Source organism: Psychrobacillus sp. INOP01, assembly GCF_018140925.1.
Taxonomy (GTDB): Bacteria; Bacillota; Bacilli; order Bacillales_A; family Planococcaceae; genus Psychrobacillus.
This window is the reverse complement of record NZ_CP073315.1, coordinates 3,483,846-3,507,788: the sequence shown is the minus strand read 5'-3', so window position 1 is coordinate 3,507,788 and position 23,943 is coordinate 3,483,846. Positions and strand designations below refer to the sequence as shown.

The following is a 23,943-nucleotide window of genomic DNA, read 5'->3' as shown; positions in this document are numbered from 1 at the left end:
TTGTTGAGACGTTTTTTCTAGCAAATTCAACAAAGTAATCATAGAACTTAAGACGTGAAAAATTGATATATTTATATGTGTTTAATTGCAAATCCCCCACTTTAATGAAGAAATTACACAGAAAGTGGGGGCAGGTGTCATGAAACTAATCACCAAAAGATAAATCTGGTGATTAGTTGGAATGATAGCAAGGTAAATTGGAATTTCAGAACTGTTGGTTGAAAAATGGCGTTTCATTTGAAAAGCGGGAGGCCCTTTAAGTTTAAAAATTGCTTCTATCGTTTTCGGTGAGCTTTGGACGGACTTGCTGCAATATTATTACCGATTGATTTTTAAGAGAGGCTTATTGCTTTTTCCGTCCGTTGCCCTCCACAACTTTTTGAAACCAGAAGTGATTTTTTCCTACTTTTTTGAAATATAAGAAAGTATATAAAAAAGTAGCATGAACACCGGGTTCACGCTACTTTAACAAAATGAATACTCCTGCAGATTTCCGTTTCAGGCGGACGCGTTCCGCGGGGTGAGCGACGAACTATCACCGTCGCTCACGCGTCGGTTGTGATGTTTCATCTGTCTCACTCATCCCGCCGGAGTCGCCGCCCTACACTACAATCAAGTGATTTGTACTTATAGTGAGTTTTAATACAGCCAATCTAAGATGTAAGATTATAAGTGTCTAGCGTCATTTAACTAACTTTTTCGTAGCAATTCAGAATTACGTTTATTATTATACTAGTGGAATCATAGAGAATTAATAAGTGTTTGCCAAATAGAGAAGACATGAGCCAGAAATTGTATCTTCGAGCGCTTGCAATTTGAAAATCCCCACTAATGAGAGTGGGGACATCGAATTATATATATATCACATGATGTTTACCGTTAAATTCATATGGGACCTCCAATAGTTCTTGAATCAGAGATGGACCAAATTCATTTAACAATTGAATCGGTGTATATGTTCGTTCTTGCAGACCACCGTTTGGTACAAGACTCATACTAATATGATCATAGCGATTAATAGTCGCATCTATTTTACCTAAGAATGTATCCTCAATTGCATTTTTGATAAATTTCAGCTGTTTTTCATGATTTTGTAAATTCTTTTGCACTAATGGAGATAGCTTCAAACCGTCGGTCATTAAAAGCTTCTCCAACTTGTCATACTTTTCTATAAGGTCTTCTTTAATTTCTTCAATCAAATGAGGGATTTCTTCGTTACGATTATTATTAATATAATTCAACTTAGCATCCTGCAGCGATCCATCCCACACATCTTCAATAGTAAAGGATAACTTTTCTAGTAAGGATTGCGTTTTTGCATTTACAATCGAAATACTAATACGTGGCATTAGAACAGGCATTTTCATATCAAAGAGCTCAAATGCTGTTTTTAGTGTACCCCAATAAGCAATTTCACCAGGTCCAGCTATGAAACTTAACACCGGGAAGACCATTTCCTGCATTATTGGTCTAGTCACAACATTATTACTTAACTTTTCAGGATGTTCTCTTGCAATTTCCATCATTTCATCTAATGTAAACGAGAATCCCTTTGCCTCATGGATGAATTGATCGTTCACTCTTTCCAACAAGAAACGTTCTCCCTCTTCGATGTAAAATAAGTGAGCTGCTGATTCTTTTGCTTGGATTGGAGTGCCAAACCCTTCTTGTTCCATTTTTTTCTCATGCTCCAATACAACCTTAGCTATTTCTGGAGCATGTAATATTTGTAACTGGAAATAATCACTTTCCAGTTTTCTTAATGGTTCATATGCAGCGTCTAATAACAGCAACCCTTCCTCTTGAAAAAGTTCGTTCATCAAGGCCGTAAAAAAGCTTGTATACGTTAAGTTATTTTCTAAAAGCTCGATAACCTTTGATTTAAGATTTTTCGTGTATAAGGTTTCTGGTAAGCTTTTGAAAATTTCATCCAAGTAGCTATCCATTAGCTTCAGATCAAAAGCAGATTCGGAAGCAATTTTTTTAGTTCTAGTTTTTTCTGGATAAACAAGCTTTTGAAGTGTTCGGCTTCTTTCTATGTATACATGATTAATCTCATCAATATCATGATCCTCTCCAGCAATCCAAAAAACAGGTATAACAGGTATTCCGAGTATTTCTCTTTGTTGCTTTGCCAAGGCAATAACGGAAATTGCTTTATGGATTGAATACAAAGGTCCAGAAAGAATCCCCGCTTGCTGGCCACCAATAACTACAATCCCATTGTTTCTAAGTTCATCTATATGCTGGCTACTCTTTTCTGATATACCATATTTACTCATATACGAAGTTATGACTTCAGCAAGTTCAGTTCTTTTATGTTTGCTAAAATCAGCTTCTTTAATCCTTTTGTTTAGTGCCTTTTGATTCCATTCATAATGAAAGAAAGAAGATAAATCAGTTATATCCTCTAAATATTTCTTATAAAATGAGGAAGCGAATGGTTGTGTGTACTGCTCTAATCGCACGTTTTTTCCACCTCTATTATTTTCAAATTCATTTGGTGAAAATTCACCAAAGCTATCATTTTAAATACTTTAAGAGTATATCACTTACTATAAATGTGTGAAAATTATTAGCTTATATAAGATAAAACATATCGGATAACTCCGAATAACCATAATAACGCATATAGACTACATAATAGTAGAAATAATAATCTCCAAATTTTCCTTAATAACGGGATTACTTCTATCTCTTTTTTAGTGCGCCATTCTAGATACGTCATAATTGTTGCTAAAATAATAGAAAAAATAACAAGATACCAACCAATCTCTTTTAAGAAAATGAAAAAAAACAAATTTGTAATCGAAAAATATAAAAAGAAAGTCGAAACATCAGATGCTATCCCAATCGACTTTTTTCTTTTATGTAATATAAATTTACAAAATAGAAATACAACTAAAAAAACAACTATTGGATATATGACAAAAACGGAAAGAACATTAACCATTAGAATCACCCTCTTTATTTATTTCACTTAATAATAAATAAAATGTTTGTAAGATCGGCAATGTTTGCTTTCTTTGTGCGGCTCTTTCTAATATAGCTCCAACTATTGTATCTAACTCCATCATCCGACCATTCTCAAAATCCTTAAGCATGGAAGAACGATTTGCTCCAGTATTCTCACACAATGCGACGACTTCATCCCAAGGTAGTCTTTCTTTCCATTCTTCAAATGCTTCCATCATTTCGTCGTACATACTTCTCAATATAACTTTGTATGAATGATTTACAATAAGTTCACCATTAGTTACACGAGCAATAGTAGTCAATGGATTGATCAAACAATTTAGCATCGCTTTTTTAACAAGCATTTGCTCAATATTCGGGGTTAAGATTAATGGAAATTGGTCGTTATTATTTTCCACAAACTTATTAATGGAATGCCATTCACCTTTATAAAACCCAATATAAGTTGGACCTATCCCGGAGTGTTGAACTGTAGAGTAATTCTTTTTCGCAGCACCATGTAACACAGAACCGATCATAATAGTTTCTTGTTTTAAATTCTTTAGAAAAACTATATGTGATAATCCATTTTGTATAAATAGAAGAGGGATATGTTGTGGTAAAGAATTTAACTGGTCTTCAATTTGTGTAAGATGATGGTATTTCACGGCAATAACAATAAGATCCATCTTTTTTAAATCAGCTATGTTTGAAACAATATCACTAGTAATTTGTTGTGGTTCTTGAGCGTTTTTTTCTATGTAGAATTGCTTGGCTATACTAGTTTCTCGGACTAAGAAAGTAATGTGATGATCAGCTTCCGATAAATAAGAACCAAATAGTAACCCTATTGCTCCTGCACCAATAATACCAATATTCATAAATTCACCCCTGCGTTCTAAAAAAGTGGCAAGCACTCTTTAAGGTCAAAAACTGATTCCTATCGCTTTCGAAGTGCTTCTGACAGACTTGTTGCTATATTATACCTACTGATTTTATTAGAGAGGCTGATCGTATGGCATTTATCTGTCCGTCGCCTTTCTTCAACTTTAGGCACTGATCTAGTACTGCTTTTGGGAAGAAAACAAGTATCTCTTTCCTACCCTTGAAAAGGATGACAGTCTAAGGACACGACATCGTGGTGCTCCTGTTCGAAGCTCTTCGCAAAATAAAAGGGCATTTCGCAACGATTTCCTATCCCGCATCGTGAGGGTCTCCAAGATGCAATTTCGATCGCACCCTCCTTCTTTATTGGATAAACACTAACTATTCATTGTAATTCCATTACTATAAAATCAGTCTACTTCCTGAATTGCTAATTAATAGGAGATAAATGACATTAACATCCTTTAAGCATAGATAGTATTAATGTGCTAAATCCCACCAGAACTTAGAAAAATAATATCATCTCTAATTCAATAGTAATTACACAATTGGTATAATCCCTACATTAACTTAGAATAATCCAATAGTCTTACCGATAAACTACGCTAAATCTTCTTGTTGGATACTACTCACTTCATTGATTGTAGTGAACGGCGGCAACTCCAGCGGGAAAAACGTTTAGCTAAGACCCCGCAGCAAAACGAGGAGGCTGAGGCAATGCTTAACTATAAAGGGTCCGCCTCAGACGGAAATCAGCAGTATTATTAGATAGATCCTATACTTCAAAATACATGGCACTCTATATTTATATACTTTCCTATCTTCTAAAAAAGGCCTACCTCTGAGGTAGACCTTAGTATTAGAATTATTATACAGGAAGCACCGGATGTTTTCGAGGTGCATTTACTATTTGTTTGTTTTCATAAAAATGCAGACGATTTGCAAGCTCCGAACGTAGATTACTTGGCGCTACAATCTCATCGATGATCATTTCAGAAGCAAGTTTATAAATATCAATTTCCTCTTTATATTCTGCATGCTTTTCTTGAACAAATTTCAAACGCTCTTTCGGATCTTCGATTGCTTCGATTTTGTTTGAATACACAGCATTTACTGCCGCTTCTGGTCCCATTACAGCAATTTGCGCTGTAGGTAGAGCTATGCACACATCCGGCTCAAACGCAGGACCAGCCATTGCATATAAACCTGCTCCATATGCTTTACGAACAATAACAGATATTTTCGGAACTGTTGCAGAGCTCATCGCTGCAATCAGCTTCGCCCCATGTCTAATAATACCTGCTCGTTCTACTTTCGTTCCTATCATAAATCCAGGAACGTCAGCTAGGAATATTAATGGAATAGAAAATGCATCACAAAGTGAGATGAATTTTGTCGCTTTATCGGCAGAATCAACAAAGAGAACTCCACCTTTAGCTTTTGGTTGATTGGCAATAATTCCTACTGCTCGACCATCAATTCGTGCTAATCCTGTAATTAGCTCAGGAGCGAATAGCTTCTTCACATCAAAGAAGGTCCCTTCATCGATAATCGCATCAATTGCTTCGTACATATTAAACGGAGCATTTTGGTTTTCTGGAATGATTTCTTCAAGCGTTCTTCCTTCTTTTATAGACTTTGGTTCCACTTGTTTTGGTTTCTCTGTGTAGTTTGACGGGAAGAAGCTTAAGTAGCGTTTAGCCTCTGAAATTGCCTCTTCTTCTGTAGAAACAAGTACATCCCCTACACCACTGACCGTACAATGCATACGGGCTCCACCCATTTCTTCCAGTGTTACCTTTTCACCGATAACCTTTTCGGCCATTCGCGGTGAACCTAAATACATAGAAGCATTACCTTCAACCATAAAGACAACATCACAAAAAGCTGGGATATAGGCTCCCCCAGCAGCAGAAGGACCAAATAATAAGCAAACTTGTGGTATAAAACCAGAAAGTCTTACTTGGTTATGAAATATTCTTCCTGCTCCACGTCGATTAGGAAACATATCTAGCTGATCGGTAATACGCGCTCCAGCTGAGTCTACTAGGTACAACATTGGCACTCTATTTTTTTCCGCTATTTCTTGAATACGAATAATTTTTTCTACAGTACGTGATCCCCAGGATCCAGCTTTCACAGTGGAGTCATTTGCCATAACACATACAGTTTGCCCATTTACTTTACCAGTGGCAGTTACAACTCCATCTGCCGGTAAATCGCCTGCTTCGACATTCGCAAAGCGGCTATCCTCGATATATTCCCCATTATCGAAAAGTAGCGCTAAACGATCACGTACAAATAATTTATTTTGTTCTTTCATTTTTTCATGATACTTTGCATGTCCACCCGAATAAACGGATGCTAGCTTTTCTTCTAATCTATCATTATACCCTTTTGTTTCTCCCACGTTGTAAAGCCCCCTTTATTCAAACGTCACTAGTATATCGCCTTCATTTACAAAATCGCCTTCATTTACATTAATTGTAGCAACTTTCCCTGCTGTTTCCGCTTCCATTGGAATCTCCATTTTCATCGATTCCAATACCATGACTACCTGTCCAGCTGACACTTCTTCTCCAACTGCTACATTTACTGTAAATACTGTTCCCGCCATAGTCGATTCTAAATTTTTCATTTTGAAACTTCCTCCCTTTGCTTGTTCATCCATTCCCCTAAAACGGATGTTGAATACTCACCACTTGTAAAACTTTCATCTTCCAAAAACTGATGGAATAGTGGAATATTTGTTTTCACACCTTCTATTTTAGCAGAAGAAAACACTTTTTGTGCAGACTCTATCGCTAATTTTCTATTTTCCGCATGAACAATTACTTTAGAAATCATTGGATCATAGAACGGAGTGACTTTATCGCCTTCCGCGTAACCTGCATCTATTCGAATATCCTCTTCTGTTTCAAAGCTTTGGGAAGTGATAATTCCAGGTGATGGGAAAAATGTTTTTGGATCTTCCGCATATATTCTAAATTCAATAGCATGTCCATTAGATTTTATCGAAGATTGGTCTTTCACAGGTAATTCTTCCCCAGCGGCAACTTTTAACTGCCACTCCACTAAATCGAACCCCGTGATAGCTTCCGTAATTGGATGCTCCACTTGTAATCTAGTATTCATCTCTAAGAAATAAAACTGATGATTATGATCCACTATAAATTCAACTGTCCCAGCATTTATATAATTTACAGCTTTTGCTGCATTTACAGCTGCTTCCCATAACTTTTCCCTAGCTTCCTGAGGGAAATTTGGAGAAGGTGCCTCTTCCATTACTTTTTGGTTTCTACGCTGAACAGAACAATTTCGCTCGAATAAATGAACAATATTCCCATGAGTGTCCCCAAAAATTTGTACTTCAATATGTCTAGAAGAATCAATGAATTTTTCAAGAAAAACTACATCGCTACCAAAATAGGATTGTGCTCGTGTCTTAATCGATGCAAAATGTTTAAGAAGGGTCGCTTCATCGTCACAACGAATCATTCCAATACCACCACCGCCAGCACTCGCTTTAAGCATGATCGGATATCCAATCGAAGAAGCAGCTTCTATTGCATCTTCTACAGAAGCAAGTCCTTCTTCCGTTCCTGGAACAACTGGGACGTTTGCATTAATCATCGTAAGTCGTGAACCTATTTTGTCTCCCATTTTTTCCATTGTTTCTGGCTTTGGACCGATAAAGATAATTCCTGCAGCCTCTGCCTTACGAGCAAATTCAGCATTCTCCGATAAAAATCCATATCCTGGATGAATTGCATCAACCTTCTCCCTTTTCGCCAGTGCAATAATATCATCTACTTTTAAGTAGGATTGTTGAACTTGACTAGGCCCTATTAAAAAAGCATAATCAGCCTCTTTCGCATAAGGCAGATCTTTGTCTGCTTCGGAATAGATTGCTACTGTTTCAATATTTAATCTCTTACATGTTTTAATAATACGTCTAGCTATTTCTCCCCTATTTGCTATCAAAACTTTCTTCATATTACTTCCCCCTCGATTTGAACATTTACCCCATCTATATTAGTCTATACGAATTATGAAAGCGATTTCAACTAAATTCTAGTTTACCGTGTACTATATAACAAAAAAAAAGCCCTAAATAAGGCTTCTTTTACTTGCGTTCAATATGTGTAATACCTTGTTTGACCCAGTTTAATAGCTGTTCATAATCATTTTTCAACAAATTATATGCGCTTGAAATTTCATCATAAGAGTGCCTCATCTCATCATAACTTTCCATCGCCAATTGCAGATGATTTTGAAGAGAGGAGGAATCTGCTAATTCTTTAGTAGAATAAGAGGTTGGTTTATGTTCTTTTTTTATAATTTGAGGGCGTAGATTTTTGTTCCATCGGAATGCACATGCCTGTTTGGAACGTCCTAACAATACACTCGCTTCCTGAAAACCAGAAATTTGCGTGTGACCTTGATTAATTTTATTCAAAATTATTTCTTTTAGAAGATTATCTTCTTCCTCAGTCCAACTATCTTTTCTCAATTTTACATTCATCTGGATCACCCTTTGCTTTTTTATTAATATATGCAAAGTGGGTACAAATAGACTCTCATATTATTTCTTTTTAGATAAAAATGAATCGACCGCTTGATGATGTGCTTCTTGCTCCCAAAGTACGGAACAAGTTCTAACCTCTTCTATAATTCGTTCGAATAATTTGGTCTGTTGCCATTTTCGAATTAATTGCATTTTGTATGCTTTTAAAACTGCCTCATGTGGCACAATCATTTTTTGTATAAATACTTCTAGTGCATTGTATTTATTTCCTTCAAAAACTTCTGTTGCCCAGCCAATAGCTTCAAGTTTGTCAGATGAATAGGGAACCGCTTCTGTTAGCATTTGGAGCGTATGATCTTGTCGCATTCCTTTTTCCCACAAATAGGTTCCTCCACCCCATCCAGAAGTAATTGCCAATTGGCCTTGAATGAATCCACATCTTGCCTCTTTCTTTACTAATCGATAATCGCATAAAGTTGCAATCTCACAGCCTCCGCCTACTGCGGTGCCGTTAACTAATGCTATAGTTGGGATGGTTAGTGTAGCAACATCATATAAAATAGTTGCTGTGTCACTTAACATTTCATACGATTCTCGCTCTGTTTTCAACTTATGTAGAACAGATAAATCACCACCTGAGCAAAAAGACTTATCTCCCGCTCCCGTAATTACTGCTAGTTTGATCGATCGATCATTTCTTACTGTATGTACTAACTCTTTAAAACCTTCTAAGACTTCCATGTTTATCGCATTATGTATGGCAGGTCTGTTTATTTCGAATATGATTATTTCTTCTCTTTTCGCTAACGTATAAGCCATCTCTTTACACTCCTTTTAGAAAATGAATATAGAGAAAAAGACTACCAAAGAGCCATGGTCTCTTTGGTAGTCTTTTAAGGAACAAATACTGAATTATTTGCTCAATACTTCTTTCCCTTTGTATTGACCGCAAGATTTACAAATACGGTGAGCCAATTTCATTTCACCACAATTTGAACAAGCAACCATACCAGGTACGGATAATTTAAAATGTGTACGACGTTTTCTTTTTACAGTTTTAGAAGTTCTTCTAGCTGGTACTGCCATAGGTGGCACCTCCTTACAGATCTATTATTCGTCTGTTTGATCAAAATACTTTGCTAAATCAGCAAGTCTTGGATCTACTTTTGGTTGTTCATCTTCCTGCATTTCTTTGAGTTCTTCGTCTGTTGTATAACTCCAACCAGTTCCACCCTCATGTCTAAATTGGTCTGCACCTTCTTTATACACTTGCATTGGAATTTCTAAAAGAATTAATTCTTCTAGAACTGGGTCTACATTAATAACATCACCTTCTACAACATGAAAATTATCATATGCTCTTGCAGAAGCGAGTGCTGTTTCAGACCAGTTGAAGATTTCATCAGATTCGATCTCAAATGGAAATTCTACATCTTCCCACGTGCGTGCACATGGTAAAATAAGAGTCCCTGAAAGCTGAAAGTGACAAGTCATTTGCGCTGCACCAAATGTACAGTGCCCTTTTACGTGAACGGGTGAAATCCTTCGAACGTCCTGGTTCCGCTTCTTCACGTTTTCGAGTTCCACGAATTCATCTAAAGTTAGTCCGTTCTCACGATATTTAGATAGCTGATGAATTGCCCATTTCATACGATTATCACCTCAAGACAACAAAGTTGATTATATAATGACTGATTTTAGATGTCAAGATAATTTCTTGTCACTACATTAGTTTAACATTATACTTGCATTAAGGAAAGGATTTGATTTAAAGATGAAAGCAACTGGAATTGTTGTAGAATATAATCCATTTCATAACGGTCATTTGCATCACTTACAGCAAACTCGTGTAAAAACGAATAGCGATATAGTCATTGCCGTCATGTCTGGTAACTTTCTTCAACGGGGAGAACCAGCCCTTGTTGATAAATGGACTCGCTCAAAAATGGCAATTGCTGCGGGTGTTGACTTAGTAATTGAACTTCCTTATGCATTTGCTACAGCCCAAGCAAGTGATTTTGCAAAAGGCGCTATTTTCTTATTAGATGCTTTGAAATGTCATTCCTTTTGTTTCGGTAGTGAAGAAGGATCATTAGAAGCATTTCAACAAACATATAATCTATTATCAACCAAAAAAGACGAATATAATACAGCCATTGCAAATTATATGAAAAAGGGTATCAGTTATCCTAAAGCATTAAATGAAGCGTACAATGAAATTTCTAAAGCCACTACTGCCCCTTTAGTAGATCTATCCAAACCAAATAATATATTAGGTTACCATTACATACAGGCTGCAAACCTTTTAAATAGTAATATTCAGCCAGAGACAATTCAACGTGTCATTGCAAATTATCATGATGACGCTAGCAATACCGAAACTATAGCAAGTGCAACTGGAATTCGAAAATTACTATTTGAAGGTCAAAAGCTCTCAGAAGTAAATACTTACATGCCTAATACGAGCTTAAATGGCCTAAAGGAATGGGAAAGTACTAACTATTCTTTTGGTAGCTGGGATCAGTTTTATCCGACATTACGATTACTCATACTTCGCTCAACTAAGGAAAGGTTAGCACAAATAGCAGAGATTACCGAAGGGATGGAAAATGCTATTTGGAAATCTGCAATGGCACATTCTAATTTTGAATCATTTATGCAACAAATAAAATCAAAACGCTTTACTTGGACAAGGATTCAACGAATGCTAACACATATTTATACAGATTTTACTTGGAACCAATTACGAAATATCCATTTTCCCACTTATATTAGACCTTTAGCAATGAACAGGAATGGACAAGCTTATTTACAGAGCATAAAAAAAGACTTGCAGCTCCCACTTATAAGTAGAGTAGCAGCAAGTAAAAATGATAAACAGTTGCAATTAGATATTAAAACCGCTGACCTATATTACTTAGGGTTACAGTCTTCGTATGGTCAAAGCATGGTTGGCAGTGATTTTCGCATTGCTCCTATTATTCAAGAATAGACTACTTGGGCTCTAATTGATCTAAATAAGCAAGAGCATCATCAATCGTTTTCACAGGTACGATTTTCATTTTCGTACCTATTTTTCTTGCAGATTTTAAGGCTTCTTCATAATTAGACGTTAGTCCAGGGTTATTTGCCAAAACAGTAGGATCAATATCATCGTCAGGAGCGAACATTATTTCCATGTCTTTATTGTCTGCAGCTATTACTTTTAAATCTATCCCTCCAATTCTACCTACTGTTCCATCTGGTCCCATTTCACCAGTTCCTGCTATTTTATAACCCTTGGTTATATCTTCTGGTAATAACTGATTCAAAATTTCTAAAGTGAACATAAGCCCCGCAGACGGTCCGCCAATATCTTCGGAGTTAATATGCACTTCTGGAGTTGTTTCAACTTTTTTATCCGCAGTGTAACTAATACCGATTCCTGGCTTTTCAAGCACTCCAGGGATTGTTTTAAGGGAAACTTCTTTATTCAGCTGTTCTCCATCACGCTCAACCTTTAAATGAATAATATCCCCTTCTGTTTTGTCAGCTAGATAGGCTCTAATAGACTCTTCAGTTAGATCATCGATATCATCCATTTGTAAAATTTTATCTCCGGCCTCTAATATTCCATCAGCTGCACCTTCATCCACTACATTAAAAATAAATATTCCGTTATTTGATATAGTATAAGGCATATTTGCTCGGTTAAATGCAACTGAAATAGCATTAAATTGAGAATTAGACATAAGCTTTAATTGACGAACATTATATTCCTTTTCATCTTCATCTTCCTGACGAATTTCATTTGCTTTGTAAATTTTTTGACTATCCGTAATTTTGGCATAGGCGTATGTAAGAGGCGTAGCTTTTGCAAGGGCTATCGTTAGGAGACTCAATGTACCTTCGTCATCCTGATCCCCACCATCTACTTTTACAAATGGATCCAGCTCGTATGCACCACCTGGTTTAGAAATATAAGATTCCATTGGATAGAAACCTAATGCCAAAACTATCACTACTATGAAAAGAAGGATTATAGGATTTCTCTTCTTCATCAAAATATCCCTCTCTTTCTATAACACATTTGAATATTAGTTTATCACTTCCCTTTTTTTCTGACAAAATATATGTGAACAAAGGATGAATTTTTCATGCATAGACTGATAACGATTGGAAGCTGGGCACTTATTATCCTTTTATTTTTACAGCCCGGCATTGCACATAAAGGTGCAGTAGAAGGAATGAGGATTTTCACAACTGCTCTACTACCTTACTTACTACCCTATTTAGTAATAACGCAAATGTTTATACGTTCTCAAAACTCGTTTTTAAATACGTCGAATAAATTTAAAATGTATTTTAATGTCTATTTATTAAGTGCTATAGGTGGGTTTCCTAGTGGTGCTGCTGTTATAGCTTCTTTAAAAGATCTAGGTACTTTAAATAAGAGTAATGCTAGTTGGTTGCTTGCAATATGCCATGCCCCTAGTCCAATGTTTGTTATTGGGTTTGTCGGGATTGAGATCTTCCACGCTGAAATTGCGGGCATTAAACTTTTACTTATTATTCATGCGGTGAATTTAGTGTTTTTATTAGTATTTATCATTTTATCTCCGCCTATCCATGAAAACACGCATGTTCAAAAGGTTTCTGATTCACCGTTCCAAGAAAGTATTAAAGAGACCTATCAAATATTATTGCTAATTGGAACTACTGTCATATTTTTCACTACAGTAAGCTTTATCGTATTTGAATCCGTCAAAGAAATTCTACCTAATATTTCACCTATTCTACTTGTTTTTGTAGCGTCTCTTTTCGAAATGACTGGCGGGATTAGCTTAGCCGGGGAAATGTTATCAGGCTCCACGTTTTTACCTTTTGTAGTTGCAATTATTATTGCTTTTAGTGGCATAAGTATTCATATGCAAATAATCGTACTTGCTCAGAAAGCAAATATTCCTATCCGTAAATATATCCTTTTCCGCTTTCTTCATATTCTTATCATTCCGATATTGTTTTTCTTATAGTTGCGGGTAATACTCACAGGATAGAGAGTGAAAACGGATGAATTTTCCGTTTCGCAAATATAGAGCTTGTAAGCAAGTAAATTCGAATGTAACGCAATAAACTCCTACCAAGGCAAGTAGAAGTTTTCAATATTCGTAGAACACCGGACAAAAAAACGCCTGGTTCTCTAAGAACAAAAACCCAGATATGCCGTTGATTTCCGCTCCGCTCAGTCCAGGGTCTTCAGCTCGCTGTTCCCACTGGAGTAGTCGCCCTGCGCTCCAATCAACAAACGTTTCCCTTATAAAAACGGATAATTGTAAATAGTATCAGCTAAATAAACGAGTATTATAGGATAAAAAATCATGATGAAATAAGCGCTAGTTAATAAGGGAAATCTTATCATCTAAGCAATATGCTTTGCCAAACCACATAGTAGAGCACTACTCCCTATTTTGATTGTAGAGGAATGTGGCAACTTCAGCGAGATATGCGAGAAAGTAGAGACCCCGCAGGTAGCGTTTCAAAGGAACACTGGCTAAGAGCGCCACCTCACGATCGCAACGCCTTCGTGACCAACGTCCTGATAGCCTGAGGATGCTCCGCCTCGCCCGTGGAAAGGGCCACATGTAACGGAAATCAGCAGGATTATTCATTCTTGAAATTTCCGTGAACCCAGTTTTCGCGCTACATTTTTATATACTTGCTTATCTTTCAAAAAGAACCTCGCCATTGGCAAGGTTCTCTAGTTTGATTAGTATGTATTATATTTTTCTTTTAATGCTCTCTCCACATGAGGCGGAACAAGTTCCTCTATTTTACCACCATACCTAGCTACTTCTTTTACGATACTCGAACTTAGGAAAGAGTATTGATTTTTGGTCATGATAAAAAATGTTTCTATTTTATCATTTAGTACACGATTCATAGACGTAATTTGCATTTCATACTCAAAGTCAGAGACAGCACGTAAACCACGAATAATAACACTGGCATTTACACTTTCAACATAATCTATCAATAAGCCGGAAAATGTTTGAACCTTGACATTTGGTAAATGTGAAGTAGCATCTATGATCAATTGCATTCTTTCCTCAACGGAGAAAAGGGGATTTTTGGAAGAATTGTTCAAAACAACGACAAAAACCTCTCCAAAAATGGACGCCCCTCGATTAATAATATCTAGATGACCATTAGTTATCGGATCAAAAGTACCTGGCACTACAGCTATTTTTCCCAATTTAATTCCCCTCTTCTTTAAGGCAACGATAAATAGAGATAACCGTACCGCCATATATCTCTTTTTTCACTAATTCAAAGTCACCATAGGATTTTTCAAGTGTGACATTTTTCTCGTGTTCACAAACAATAATCGCAGTATCACTCATACATCCTTTATCAACTAATGATTGTACTAATTCGTAATACATTAATTTGTTATATGGTGGATCTACAAATAACAGGTCAATTTTAAGCTCTCTTTTCTCAAAAGCTTTAACTGCTCTTGTCGCATCAGCTTTGAATATTTCACCTGAGTCCTCTAGACGACACTTCGTCAAATTATCTTTAATAGTTTGCACAGCTTTTGGGTCTTTTTCGATAAAAACACATTTATCAATACCTCTACTCAAGGATTCGATCCCTAAATTACCGCTGCCTGCAAACAGGTCAACGGCAATACCACCATCAAAGTAGGGACCAATCATATTAAATATGGACTCTTTTACTTTATCTGTTGTAGGTCGTGTATTCATCCCAGGGACTGCTTTTAATGGCAGTCCTTTTCTCGAACCTGATATAACTCTCATCTCTACACTCCAATCCTAAAATAGTGCGGATTGTGTAATATTAATACGTTTGTCTTGTTTTTCAATATTCAATAAAAACAAACGTATCATCCACGCTTCTTCAATATATAATTGTGATCCAATAACTTCAAATGGTTCAGATAACGCATCATACCTTTTTTTATTCAATACATAGAATGGTTCTTGAATAGGAAAACGAAATGCTCTCGTAGCATTTTGAACATATAAGCCCTTGTCTGTGTCATTAAATGTATATCCTATGTTACTTAATAATGGTTCAGCCGCATATAAAACTTTGCCATCCTTAAATAGAACTTTCATCTCTTCATAATGTAGCTCATTGATATATACAGGTCTATAGTCTTCAAATAATAGTGGGAAGTTCTCTGCTCCTGCTTGTTCATTCAACACGAAGAAGGAAGTTTTTAAATCGATAATATCTGTCAATATCTCATCAAATTTCGCTGCAGTTGTTTTGTTATTGTTTAGTAAAGCAGTTTGAAACTCCACTCGTTGTTCGGGTGTTAAATAATTATTTACCGTTTCATACATCCAAATGGACTTCGCTGAACCGACAGGTATTTTCAACAAAAAGCTACTTAAAACCTCTGCAATCAGCTGATCATCTTGAGATAAATCATATTGAGCTTGTATATTCTTAATGATTAGCTCCTGTTGTATTGAAGCAATTTCCTCATTTTGTATAAATACAATACGAGAAGCATCAATATTATTCCTATTTCCCTCAAAAAGTACTGCTAAATGTTCGTTATTAGTAAAATCTAACTCCCCGAGTAAGTTAGTAATTTCATCCGGTAAAGTGTTAGAAGCATATATAGTGAAGTAATCATCTTCATATTGAATCGGTAATACCTCTTGCTGCCAATATAATTCTTGTACATCTCCGGCACCAAGAGAAAGTGTATAATCGATTAACTCAAGAGAAGTTTTACCGATTACAGGTAATCCGGATACCCACATACCCCCTCTTTTCATTTCATCCGTAATATGAAGTGAAGTGAGCGAGACACCTCCTGTTTCCAGTTTAACTAGGAAATTTTGGATTAATTGACCATCTATTAAACCATCTTCTAAAGGTATTTCATAGGAAATACTCTGTTTAGAATTCTCTCCTGCTTTAAACGTAGACATATCTTCAGTTAGGCGGTTGCAACTTTCACTAGTATCCAATTCACAGCTTCTATTTTCACTTATAATCGGCCACGATACAGTAACTTCTTCCTTTGGCATATCGTTAAAATGTTGTTTAATAACAATCTTATCCTTCTTTACTTTCATTTCCACTTCTTGTTCATAAAAGAATACTTGTCCCTCCTCTTCTAATCCAGAAGAGTAAGCATCATATTGAAACAAAAGTAAAACACTATTAGTAACAACAAGGAATAGGCATAAAAAACTTAAAACAAATTTCATAGAATTGTCCTCCAACAAAGTGGTAAGATATATGAGAAAGGAAGTGTTTTCAATTGATTCAACGTTTTATAGAACTAGGCGAAGGTTATGGCGATATTTACGAACTTTGTGAACTTGCAAGGGTAAACAAAGAACGTATACACCAAGCATTTATTTTTACTTCAACTAAAGACAATATAACCTATTTTTCCATCGCAATTGCACTTAAACCAGTAAATACTGCAAATTTTTTTCCTATATATATATGCCGAGAGGGTATAGTAGAAACCCAACATGAGCCAAAAAGACTCACAATATTTAAAGAAGTTTTAAACGAGTTATCAATCCAACCCATTAAAGTCGATATAAAACATTCTTCCGTCTATGTGGATGTAAATTTATATTATCAGTATATAATTGGTATTTTACGTTTAAATAATTTAATACCACCGCTACAATAGGCTTATTTATAGTCCAATTTTATAATCGTATTCTTTTGCTTTATCTGGTTTACTATTTTCAAATTCTGTTTTCAAAAATGGTCTATAGGACTCTAAAATTTCCTTGACATAAGGCAGTTTGTTCATCTTTTGTTTGGCTACGTCGATTTGATCTTGATCACAATATAATACGACATATTTTTGTCTTTTAGAAATATAATGAACGTGACCAAACTTGCGCAAGGATTTAGCTTGTTTTAAATGATGCACATAGACAATTAGTCCTTGTCTTTCTGTCATACTTTTCCCCTCATTTCTTACTCTCAAGAATAACATATGGAGGAATTTGTTAGCAACAACAACTAGCTGACAGTTTTGTGTACTTTGGCTATAATAAGAAAATAACTTTAGCAAATAAAATATACGGGAAAAATAATAGAAAATAAGTGAAATGTATTTTTATAAAAATACATTTCACTCTAAAAAGGAGGAATTGATTGATGGGTAAAAAATCAAATGTTGCTTTCGCGTTTGCAGCCGCAGCAGGTGCAGCGTGGGCTAGTACTAAAGCACTTTCCAAGCCTCAAAGTCGACTGACTAAAAAAGCATTGGAATACGAACAACCTATTATATTGGCTCATCGCGGAGGATCAGCACTTGCTCCAGAATGTTCTCCTTCTGCATTCGAACAGGCTGCAAAACTTGGGGTACATGGTTTTGAAATCGATATAAGACTAACAAAAGATGAAGAGATAATAGTATTTCATGATGAAGAGTTGAACAGAGTTACTAACTTTACCGGTAAGGTATCCGATTATACATTAGCGGAATTAAAAGAAGCGGACCTTGGACATCATTTTTTGGATGTAGAAGGAGCCACATCTTATAAAAACTGTGGAGAAAAAATTATTACTTTAGGAGAATTACTAAATTCATATCCACAGATGCTTATCAACATGGATATGAAGGATGCACCTCAAACTTATGAAGGTAGTTTAATGCCTTCCAAACTTTGGAGACTTTTAGAAGAACACCAAGCATTTGATCGCGTAGTGGTTGCTAGTTTCTATGATGATCAACTCGATCGTTTTAACTTATATGCACAAAACTCTGTTGCACTAGGTGCGAGTGAAAAGGAAGTAAGAAAAGCGTACGCAGCATACACGAGTCAATTTAAACACTTATATCATCCAAAGGCAGATGTTTTTCAGATTCCTGTAAGATCAAATGTATTCCCACTTGATAATCCAGGGTTTATAAAATTTTTAAATTCATTAAATATCCCTGTTCACTATTGGACAATCGATGACCCAGAGACTATGAAAAAACTTATTAGCAACGGTGCAAAAGGTATAATTACAGATCGACCAGATTTAGCGATGGAAGTTCTAAAATTAGATTAATAACAATAAGAAGAAGCGAGATTCAGCTATCTGAGTCAATTTTTAATCAAGTGAATTTCAATAAAATTCGAACAACTTTGATTTTCGCGCAAGGCGGACGCTTTCCGCGGGCACGGCTTCAATCTCCTCGTCACTGCGTTCCTGCGGGGCTTTCAGCTCGTGCTGTTCCCGCTGGAGTCGCCGCCTGCGCTCCAATAAACTAATGTTTAGGGTAACAAGGATTACAGGTTGGTAGTATCACTTCATTAACTTTGAATAATCCAATCGGCTTAGCGACAGGCTATGCTAGTTCTTCTTGTTGTATATTACTCACTTCATTGATTGTAGTGAAAGGTGGCGACTCCAGCGGGATGAGTGAGACAGATGAGACATCACAACGAAGCGTAGCGACGTGATGGCTCATCGCTCACCCCGCGGAAAGCGTCCGCCTGAAACGGAAATCAGCAGTAACGTTTAATACAATAGAGTACTATGAACACAGGGTTCGAAGCCCCGTAATGCATATAATTGTCTTTTAAAAAAAGATGTGTGCAGTTTTTGCACACATCCAATCATTTTAGTCTTAGGCAGAACAAGAACAAGATCCACCTGTACCGCATCCACTTCCACAGCTAGAGCCAGCGGAAGCAAAAAATGGGTTACTAACAGGAACTTTAACACCTTCTGAAACAGATTTACCAATTAACAAGCTCACTTCGTCCAGTAGGTCCTGCAATTCGTTCTCAGCGACCTTCAAGTTGGCCACTGCATCTACCATATCCAATTTTCGTTTAGTTACTCGGATGTCTTTCATAACCTTCGAATAATCAGGATGGTATTTCCCGAAACGTTGAACCTCTTCGTATTGCTCCTTTAGCCTAGTGAAGCTATTAACCTCACTTACTAAAGATGTATCTGTATATACAGCACGATGTGCATCTAAGTATTGGTAAAATTGTTCAGAGGAAAGAATCATAGTACATAATATATCCGATTGGTCCATTATATCGACCCATTCGTTTGTCATAATCATTTGATTAACCTCCAATCCTGTTAATCATACCAGAAAAGTAAAAATAAATGCCAAACTATTAACTTATTGTAAGGAGAAAATAATGAACAAACTACAAAATTTATTTGAAACAGTAACAGCGCAGGCATCTGAACAAGAACTAAACTTAGTAAATGATTTTCTAAATGCGATTCAGCAAAAACAACAAAACAAGGTACCTACATATTTAAATGCTGTATTTCAAATGGATACTCAGTATGAACAAGATCAATGCATCGTCACAATGCCAATAACTCCAATCGCATATAATAGTTTTAATATGCCTCATGGCGGGATTATCGCTACACTTTCTGATAACGCAATGGGATTTTTGATAAACAAGGATCTACACCCAGAAGGCAAGGGTGCAGTTACAACGAATATGACAATTCATTATGTTAAGTCTTCAACGGAAAAAACGTTAATTGCAACTGCTAAATACTTACATAAAGGTCGTCAAACAATAGTAATGGAATGCACCGTAACACAACCTGACGGAAGAAAAATAGCTTATGCTACGGGATCATTCTTTGTGATTAATCCTCCCTCTTCTGCAAAATAAGCATTGACTACATCACGATCAGAAAAAGGGACTACAAGGTCATGTAAAATTTGCTCTTGCTCATGTCCCTTTCCTGCTATTAATACGATATCCCCTGCTTCTGCCATTTGTAGTGCATAAATAATGGCCTGTTTACGATCGGATTCTATTCGAAACTTCTTGTTATCCAATCCTCTTACAATCTCTTTAATAATATCTAATGGATTCTCATTTCGTGGATTATCGGAGGTGATTATAGCTTGTGTTGCAAAAGCTGTAGCTACCTTTCCCATCTCGTTTCGTTTTTTCTTATCTCTATTTCCTCCACAACCAAATACAACGTATATATTTTTTTTTGCAAAGGATTTAATAGTTGAAAGGCAGGCTTCCAAGGCATCTGGTGTATGTGCGTAGTCAATTAGCACTTTAATCCCTTTATCGTTATCCACATGTTGAAATCTTCCTGTTGGAAGGCTAAGAGGTTTTATGTTTTGAACTGGGATGTTCAAAGCCCATAAAGAAGCAAGTGCAGCAGCGAGGTTCATCCCATTATAAAATCCACTATTCCTCATTTGTACTTCTATTTCTTCATTCTTTACTTTAAATTTATACATTATTTCATCTTCATTGTCGTTTTTCTGTTGAAACACAACCGTGTTACGAGCATCTAAACCAAAGCTTATAATAGGTAAAAAAGAATTTTGAGCGACTGTTCTACACCATTCATCATCTGCATTTACTACTAGTTTGGTACATAGTGGTACGAGTAATTCCTTTGATTTTTTGTAGGGGACCATCCCCCCATGAAATTCAAGATGATCTTTTCCAATATTCAAGAACACTCCAATATCTATCGGATAGTTCCCCAAGCGATTGTCCAATAATCCTTGCGAAGATGCCTCTAAAATGATGAACTCAATGGAATGCTCATAACAATAATGTACTATTTGTATAAAATCATAGAATGGTAATGTTGTATTATTGCGGAAATTTTGTTCCAACCGCTGTCCGTTTATAAACACGCCTAATGTCCCGATTACACAAACCGATTTCCTTTGTTGCATGAGTAATTGACCAACGAAAAAAGCGACTGTCGTTTTACCATTTGTTCCAGTTATCGCTACTGTCTTCACTTTCTTTCCATATAATTCATAGGTTTTTTTACCAATTCGCTCCTTTAATCGTTCCATTTCAGAAGGAATAATAACTTGTGGAATACTACAATCAGCTATAAAAACATCTGACACAACTGCAATCGCCCCTAGTTGAATCGCTTCATCTAAAATGCGACGATTATTTTTTTCGGAGATAAATATATCCCCTTCTTTAACCTGCTTTGAAAAATTTACGATTCTGCTCATACGACATAGTGAAAAGTTGCCAATTACACTATATGTTAATCCTTTTAAAAGTTCATTTAACGGATAAATAGTAACACACTCCCTACACCATTCTTGTAAAATCGCATACAGTAAAATGAATTCCCTGTATCGTATGAACGGAGTGTTTGAAATGTCACGAATAGAGTGGTTGAGATTATGATTGTTCAAAAATTTGGCGGTATCGCCATGCAAAATCATCAGAACAGACAATTAGTAATACAGCGAATCCAGCAAGCAATTAATACCCATCAAAAGGTGCTTGTTGTTGTTTCCGCAATGGGAAGAAGGGGGAAACCCTATGCTACCGATACGCTATTGGATTTGATTCCTTTCCCCGACAATAGCATTGAAACCGATTTGCTCTCGGCATGCGGAGAGTTGATATCAAGTTCTGTATTAACAACAGAACTAAAAGCAGAGGGAGTATCTTCTACCCTTCTGTATGGTAAAAACGCCGGCATTATTACGAACGATACGTATGGAAATGCACTTATTAAAAAAGTAGATTTAAGCACTGTACATCAAGCATTTGAAAATTTCCAATGCGTCATCGTCCCAGGTTTTCAAGGTGTCTCAGAGAGTACGCACAATTTCACAACATTAGGTAGAGGTGGTAGCGATTTAACTGCCGTAGTTTATGGCTATTATTTAAATGCTGACTTAGTTGAATTTTACAAAGACGTCCCTGGTATCATGACTTCAGATCCGTTTACTAGCAAGAACGTGGAACTCATTCCTTTTATGACCTATGAGGAACTTCAAGAAAAGATTGATGAGCCTGTCGAAGTCATACAAAAAAGAGCAGCCACATTTGCTGCTCTTCATCAAGTCCCTTTGCATATCCGATCTTTATATCAAGATAGTGAAGGTACCTTTGTCTCCAACTAATTATTGAGGAATTTCTTTTGTAGTATTTACAGCTATTCGTTCAATGAAGTTTTGCGTATAATAGCTACCATATACACCAATACCAGTATGTGTATAATCTTGACCTAATAAGATTTCTCGGTGATCTTTAGAATTCAACCAACCATTTACAGCTTCTCCCGCATCAAAATAAAAAGCGGCAGTATTTCCAGCGGCACTCGAAAATTCAATTGAGGACTCTTTTAATTGATCACTAAACTTAGATACTTCAAATTTTTCATTGACAACAATATTATTTTTGGCCATTTCTTCGCTATTCTCCATCGCAATATTTTGCAATTCATTATCTGAAACAAGTAATCGGAGGTTGTTACGATAACGATATACATTTGTGAGTTCAAATATCTGTCTCTCATTTGCACGGTCTATTGCAGCTTGGAAGAGGGAGTCAGGAGTTTTAGTTTCAACCATGACTCCATTATATAGAATGTCATATGGCTTATGCAGTAAAATAGTTTTAGGATCTGTATATCTAACTGCCTCTAGCTGTCGACTTTCTGAATCTATATATAACATAGCAAATAAATTATCAAACTGAACTAATATTCTATTGTCTATATCTTCTTCCGAAAGAGAAAAAGTATAAGTATTTGAATCTATAGAAAATGTAATTTCAGATTGCACTATCGTAAATCGATAAATTTCATCTAAGTCCTGACCAATCTTATAAGGAGCAACTTCTACGTTAGCCCCTGCAGCAAAGGCTTGTGTTACTTTATCATCTTCTACTCCGATTAACAAATAGGTCGTAAGAGATTTATTGTATACCCACCACTCATATCCAAATGCCGATGGTTCGGTCCGAGCGGGTTTCCCTAACAATTCAATAACTGCTTGGGTCGAACCTCCTACTAATGTTGAGATTCCTACCTTCGGACGTGTAAATACCGTCTCGACTTCCACCGTTTCTGAAGAAGTATCTGGAATTACCTGTCCTGTATTATTTGAACCAGTAATTAGCTCATTTTCATGTACAGGATTATCAAAATATATAAATATTACTAGTACTATAGCTATAGCAATAACAATTCGGATTAGATTATTCATCATAGCTTTTTCTCCTTATTCTCCCATCATTTCTCCTATTATACCAAAGGTTAGCTAGAAAGACACAATGTTACCATTGCAACATTATCAAATTTGAATTAATATTAATAGGAACAGATTCTATTTGGAGTATGAACGTGAAGGAGGACAATTCAATGTATTTCGAAAACACTGGTATAGAAAACACTGTCATTGATCTAAATATATTAGATGATCTTATGAAAAAACAAGGTTTAGTTCGTGCAGGTCAATGGGATTATGAACGCGTAACTTATGATAAGAAGTATGTGATAAAAGAAGGTACATTTTATCTTCGAGTATTTGGCTTTACAAAAGATGGTGATGTAGGTGCACACGATGCAAACATTACTCTTTTAAAACCGGTTATAGGGAAACACTATTACCCGCATGGTGTTGAATATGGTGAAAATGAAGTTTTCCCAAAACATCTTCTAAAATCAAGTGAACAAACATTAGCTGCTGTAAAAGCTGAATTAGCTGCTTTTGAAATTCACGCATAATAGGAAAATCCTAAAACGCAAGAGTTTCATTCTCTTGCGTTTTTTCTGTTCAAAAATTACAAACTTGTCTA

General features: G+C 36.1%; 25 protein-coding genes. 7 read left to right on the top strand and 18 right to left on the bottom strand.

Features of this window, described 5'->3' with window-relative positions:
• Positions 1-851 precede the first annotated feature (851 nt).
• From bshC to KD050_RS17080, 10 genes are all read right to left on the bottom strand, one after another.
• Complete coding sequence (gene bshC / locus KD050_RS17125) at positions 852-2,468, bottom strand: bacillithiol biosynthesis cysteine-adding enzyme BshC (RefSeq protein WP_211893537.1); 1,617 nt, start codon at positions 2,466-2,468, stop codon at positions 852-854.
• A 107-nt stretch (positions 2,469-2,575) separates the two neighbouring features.
• Complete coding sequence (locus tag KD050_RS17120; protein ID WP_211893536.1) at positions 2,576-2,953, bottom strand: DUF3397 family protein; 378 nt, start codon at positions 2,951-2,953, stop codon at positions 2,576-2,578.
• Positions 2,946-3,836, bottom strand: a complete 891-nt coding sequence (locus KD050_RS17115; RefSeq protein ID WP_211893535.1) for a 2-dehydropantoate 2-reductase — start codon at positions 3,834-3,836, stop codon at positions 2,946-2,948. The genes KD050_RS17120 and KD050_RS17115 overlap by 8 nt, the downstream gene beginning before the upstream one ends.
• An 872-nt stretch (positions 3,837-4,708) precedes the next feature.
• Positions 4,709-6,250 carry an acyl-CoA carboxylase subunit beta gene (locus KD050_RS17110; protein ID WP_211893534.1) on the bottom strand — a complete coding sequence of 514 codons (1,542 nt, stop codon included), beginning with the start codon at positions 6,248-6,250 and terminating at the stop codon, positions 4,709-4,711.
• A gap of 15 nt (positions 6,251-6,265) precedes the next feature.
• On the bottom strand, positions 6,266-6,478 hold the full coding sequence (locus tag KD050_RS17105) for a biotin/lipoyl-containing protein (RefSeq protein WP_211893533.1): 213 nt from the start codon (positions 6,476-6,478) through the stop codon (positions 6,266-6,268).
• Complete coding sequence (locus KD050_RS17100; RefSeq protein WP_211893532.1) at positions 6,475-7,836, bottom strand: acetyl-CoA carboxylase biotin carboxylase subunit; 1,362 nt, start codon at positions 7,834-7,836, stop codon at positions 6,475-6,477. Before KD050_RS17100 ends, KD050_RS17105 begins: the two co-directional genes overlap by 4 nt.
• Before the next feature lie 130 nt (positions 7,837-7,966).
• Positions 7,967-8,365 (bottom strand): transcriptional regulator, encoded by a 399-nt coding sequence (locus KD050_RS17095; RefSeq protein ID WP_211893531.1) that lies wholly within the window; start codon positions 8,363-8,365, stop codon positions 7,967-7,969.
• A gap of 60 nt (positions 8,366-8,425) precedes the next feature.
• Positions 8,426-9,187 carry an enoyl-CoA hydratase/isomerase family protein gene (locus tag KD050_RS17090; protein WP_211893530.1) on the bottom strand — a complete coding sequence of 254 codons (762 nt, stop codon included), beginning with the start codon at positions 9,185-9,187 and terminating at the stop codon, positions 8,426-8,428.
• Between the two features lie 93 nt (positions 9,188-9,280).
• Positions 9,281-9,454 (bottom strand): 50S ribosomal protein L32, encoded by a 174-nt coding sequence (gene rpmF, locus KD050_RS17085; protein WP_090562877.1) that lies wholly within the window; start codon positions 9,452-9,454, stop codon positions 9,281-9,283.
• A gap of 24 nt (positions 9,455-9,478) precedes the next feature.
• The gene (locus tag KD050_RS17080; RefSeq protein WP_211893529.1) at positions 9,479-10,018 is read right to left on the bottom strand and encodes a YceD family protein; all 540 of its coding nucleotides are present in this window, start codon (positions 10,016-10,018) and stop codon (positions 9,479-9,481) included.
• A 124-nt stretch (positions 10,019-10,142) separates the two neighbouring features.
• On the opposite strand from KD050_RS17080, the gene KD050_RS17075 reads away from it, so the two are divergent.
• Complete coding sequence (locus KD050_RS17075; RefSeq protein WP_211893528.1) at positions 10,143-11,360, top strand: nucleotidyltransferase; 1,218 nt, start codon at positions 10,143-10,145, stop codon at positions 11,358-11,360.
• 1 nt (position 11,361) lies between these two features.
• Here the strand turns inward: KD050_RS17075 and KD050_RS17070 are convergent, their stop codons facing one another.
• On the bottom strand, positions 11,362-12,408 hold the full coding sequence (locus KD050_RS17070; RefSeq protein WP_211893527.1) for a SepM family pheromone-processing serine protease: 1,047 nt from the start codon (positions 12,406-12,408) through the stop codon (positions 11,362-11,364).
• 96 nt (positions 12,409-12,504) lie between these two features.
• Between KD050_RS17070 and KD050_RS17065 the strand changes: the two genes are divergently transcribed.
• Positions 12,505-13,380 carry a hypothetical protein gene (locus tag KD050_RS17065; RefSeq protein ID WP_211893526.1) on the top strand — a complete coding sequence of 292 codons (876 nt, stop codon included), beginning with the start codon at positions 12,505-12,507 and terminating at the stop codon, positions 13,378-13,380.
• 734 nt (positions 13,381-14,114) lie between these two features.
• Here KD050_RS17065 and coaD read toward each other — a convergent pair.
• From coaD to KD050_RS17050, 3 genes are read right to left on the bottom strand one after another with little or no spacing between them, the layout of a single operon-like run.
• On the bottom strand, positions 14,115-14,600 hold the full coding sequence (gene coaD / locus KD050_RS17060; RefSeq protein ID WP_211893525.1) for a pantetheine-phosphate adenylyltransferase: 486 nt from the start codon (positions 14,598-14,600) through the stop codon (positions 14,115-14,117).
• Position 14,601: 1 nt separating this feature from the next.
• A complete protein-coding gene (gene rsmD / locus KD050_RS17055; RefSeq protein ID WP_211893524.1) occupies positions 14,602-15,168 on the bottom strand; it encodes a 16S rRNA (guanine(966)-N(2))-methyltransferase RsmD in 567 nt (188 codons plus the stop codon).
• Positions 15,169-15,183: 15 nt separating this feature from the next.
• Positions 15,184-16,602: a hypothetical protein gene (locus KD050_RS17050; protein ID WP_211893523.1), complete on the bottom strand. Its 1,419-nt coding sequence runs from the start codon at positions 16,600-16,602 to the stop codon at positions 15,184-15,186.
• A gap of 53 nt (positions 16,603-16,655) precedes the next feature.
• Between KD050_RS17050 and KD050_RS17045 the strand changes: the two genes are divergently transcribed.
• Positions 16,656-17,042 carry a DUF7147 family protein gene (locus KD050_RS17045; protein WP_211893522.1) on the top strand — a complete coding sequence of 129 codons (387 nt, stop codon included), beginning with the start codon at positions 16,656-16,658 and terminating at the stop codon, positions 17,040-17,042.
• 6 nt (positions 17,043-17,048) lie between these two features.
• On the opposite strand, the gene KD050_RS17040 is transcribed toward KD050_RS17045, so the two are convergent.
• The gene (locus tag KD050_RS17040; protein ID WP_211893521.1) at positions 17,049-17,321 is read right to left on the bottom strand and encodes a YlbG family protein; all 273 of its coding nucleotides are present in this window, start codon (positions 17,319-17,321) and stop codon (positions 17,049-17,051) included.
• A 200-nt stretch (positions 17,322-17,521) separates the two neighbouring features.
• Here KD050_RS17040 and KD050_RS17035 point away from each other — a divergent pair, with 200 nt between their 5' ends.
• On the top strand, positions 17,522-18,424 hold the full coding sequence (locus KD050_RS17035; protein ID WP_211893520.1) for a glycerophosphodiester phosphodiesterase family protein: 903 nt from the start codon (positions 17,522-17,524) through the stop codon (positions 18,422-18,424).
• Positions 18,425-18,986: 562 nt separating this feature from the next.
• On the opposite strand, the gene KD050_RS17030 is transcribed toward KD050_RS17035, so the two are convergent.
• The gene (locus tag KD050_RS17030; protein WP_211893519.1) at positions 18,987-19,436 is read right to left on the bottom strand and encodes a YlbF/YmcA family competence regulator; all 450 of its coding nucleotides are present in this window, start codon (positions 19,434-19,436) and stop codon (positions 18,987-18,989) included.
• Between the two features lie 82 nt (positions 19,437-19,518).
• Between KD050_RS17030 and KD050_RS17025 the strand changes: the two genes are divergently transcribed.
• A complete protein-coding gene (locus KD050_RS17025; RefSeq protein WP_211893518.1) occupies positions 19,519-20,016 on the top strand; it encodes a PaaI family thioesterase in 498 nt (165 codons plus the stop codon).
• On the opposite strand, the gene KD050_RS17020 is transcribed toward KD050_RS17025, so the two are convergent.
• Complete coding sequence (locus KD050_RS17020) at positions 19,965-21,356, bottom strand: UDP-N-acetylmuramoyl-L-alanyl-D-glutamate--2,6-diaminopimelate ligase (protein WP_235753846.1); 1,392 nt, start codon at positions 21,354-21,356, stop codon at positions 19,965-19,967. The two genes, KD050_RS17025 and KD050_RS17020, sit on opposite strands and share 52 nt — an antisense overlap.
• Before the next feature lie 177 nt (positions 21,357-21,533).
• Between KD050_RS17020 and KD050_RS17015 the strand changes: the two genes are divergently transcribed.
• Positions 21,534-22,265 (top strand): amino acid kinase family protein, encoded by a 732-nt coding sequence (locus tag KD050_RS17015; RefSeq protein ID WP_370627131.1) that lies wholly within the window; start codon positions 21,534-21,536, stop codon positions 22,263-22,265.
• Here the strand turns inward: KD050_RS17015 and KD050_RS17010 are convergent, their stop codons facing one another.
• The gene (locus KD050_RS17010) at positions 22,266-23,354 is read right to left on the bottom strand and encodes a CAP domain-containing protein (protein ID WP_211893515.1); all 1,089 of its coding nucleotides are present in this window, start codon (positions 23,352-23,354) and stop codon (positions 22,266-22,268) included.
• A gap of 152 nt (positions 23,355-23,506) precedes the next feature.
• Between KD050_RS17010 and KD050_RS17005 the strand changes: the two genes are divergently transcribed.
• Positions 23,507-23,872 (top strand): YugN family protein, encoded by a 366-nt coding sequence (locus KD050_RS17005; protein ID WP_211893514.1) that lies wholly within the window; start codon positions 23,507-23,509, stop codon positions 23,870-23,872.
• The last annotated feature ends 71 nt before the right edge of the window (positions 23,873-23,943 follow it).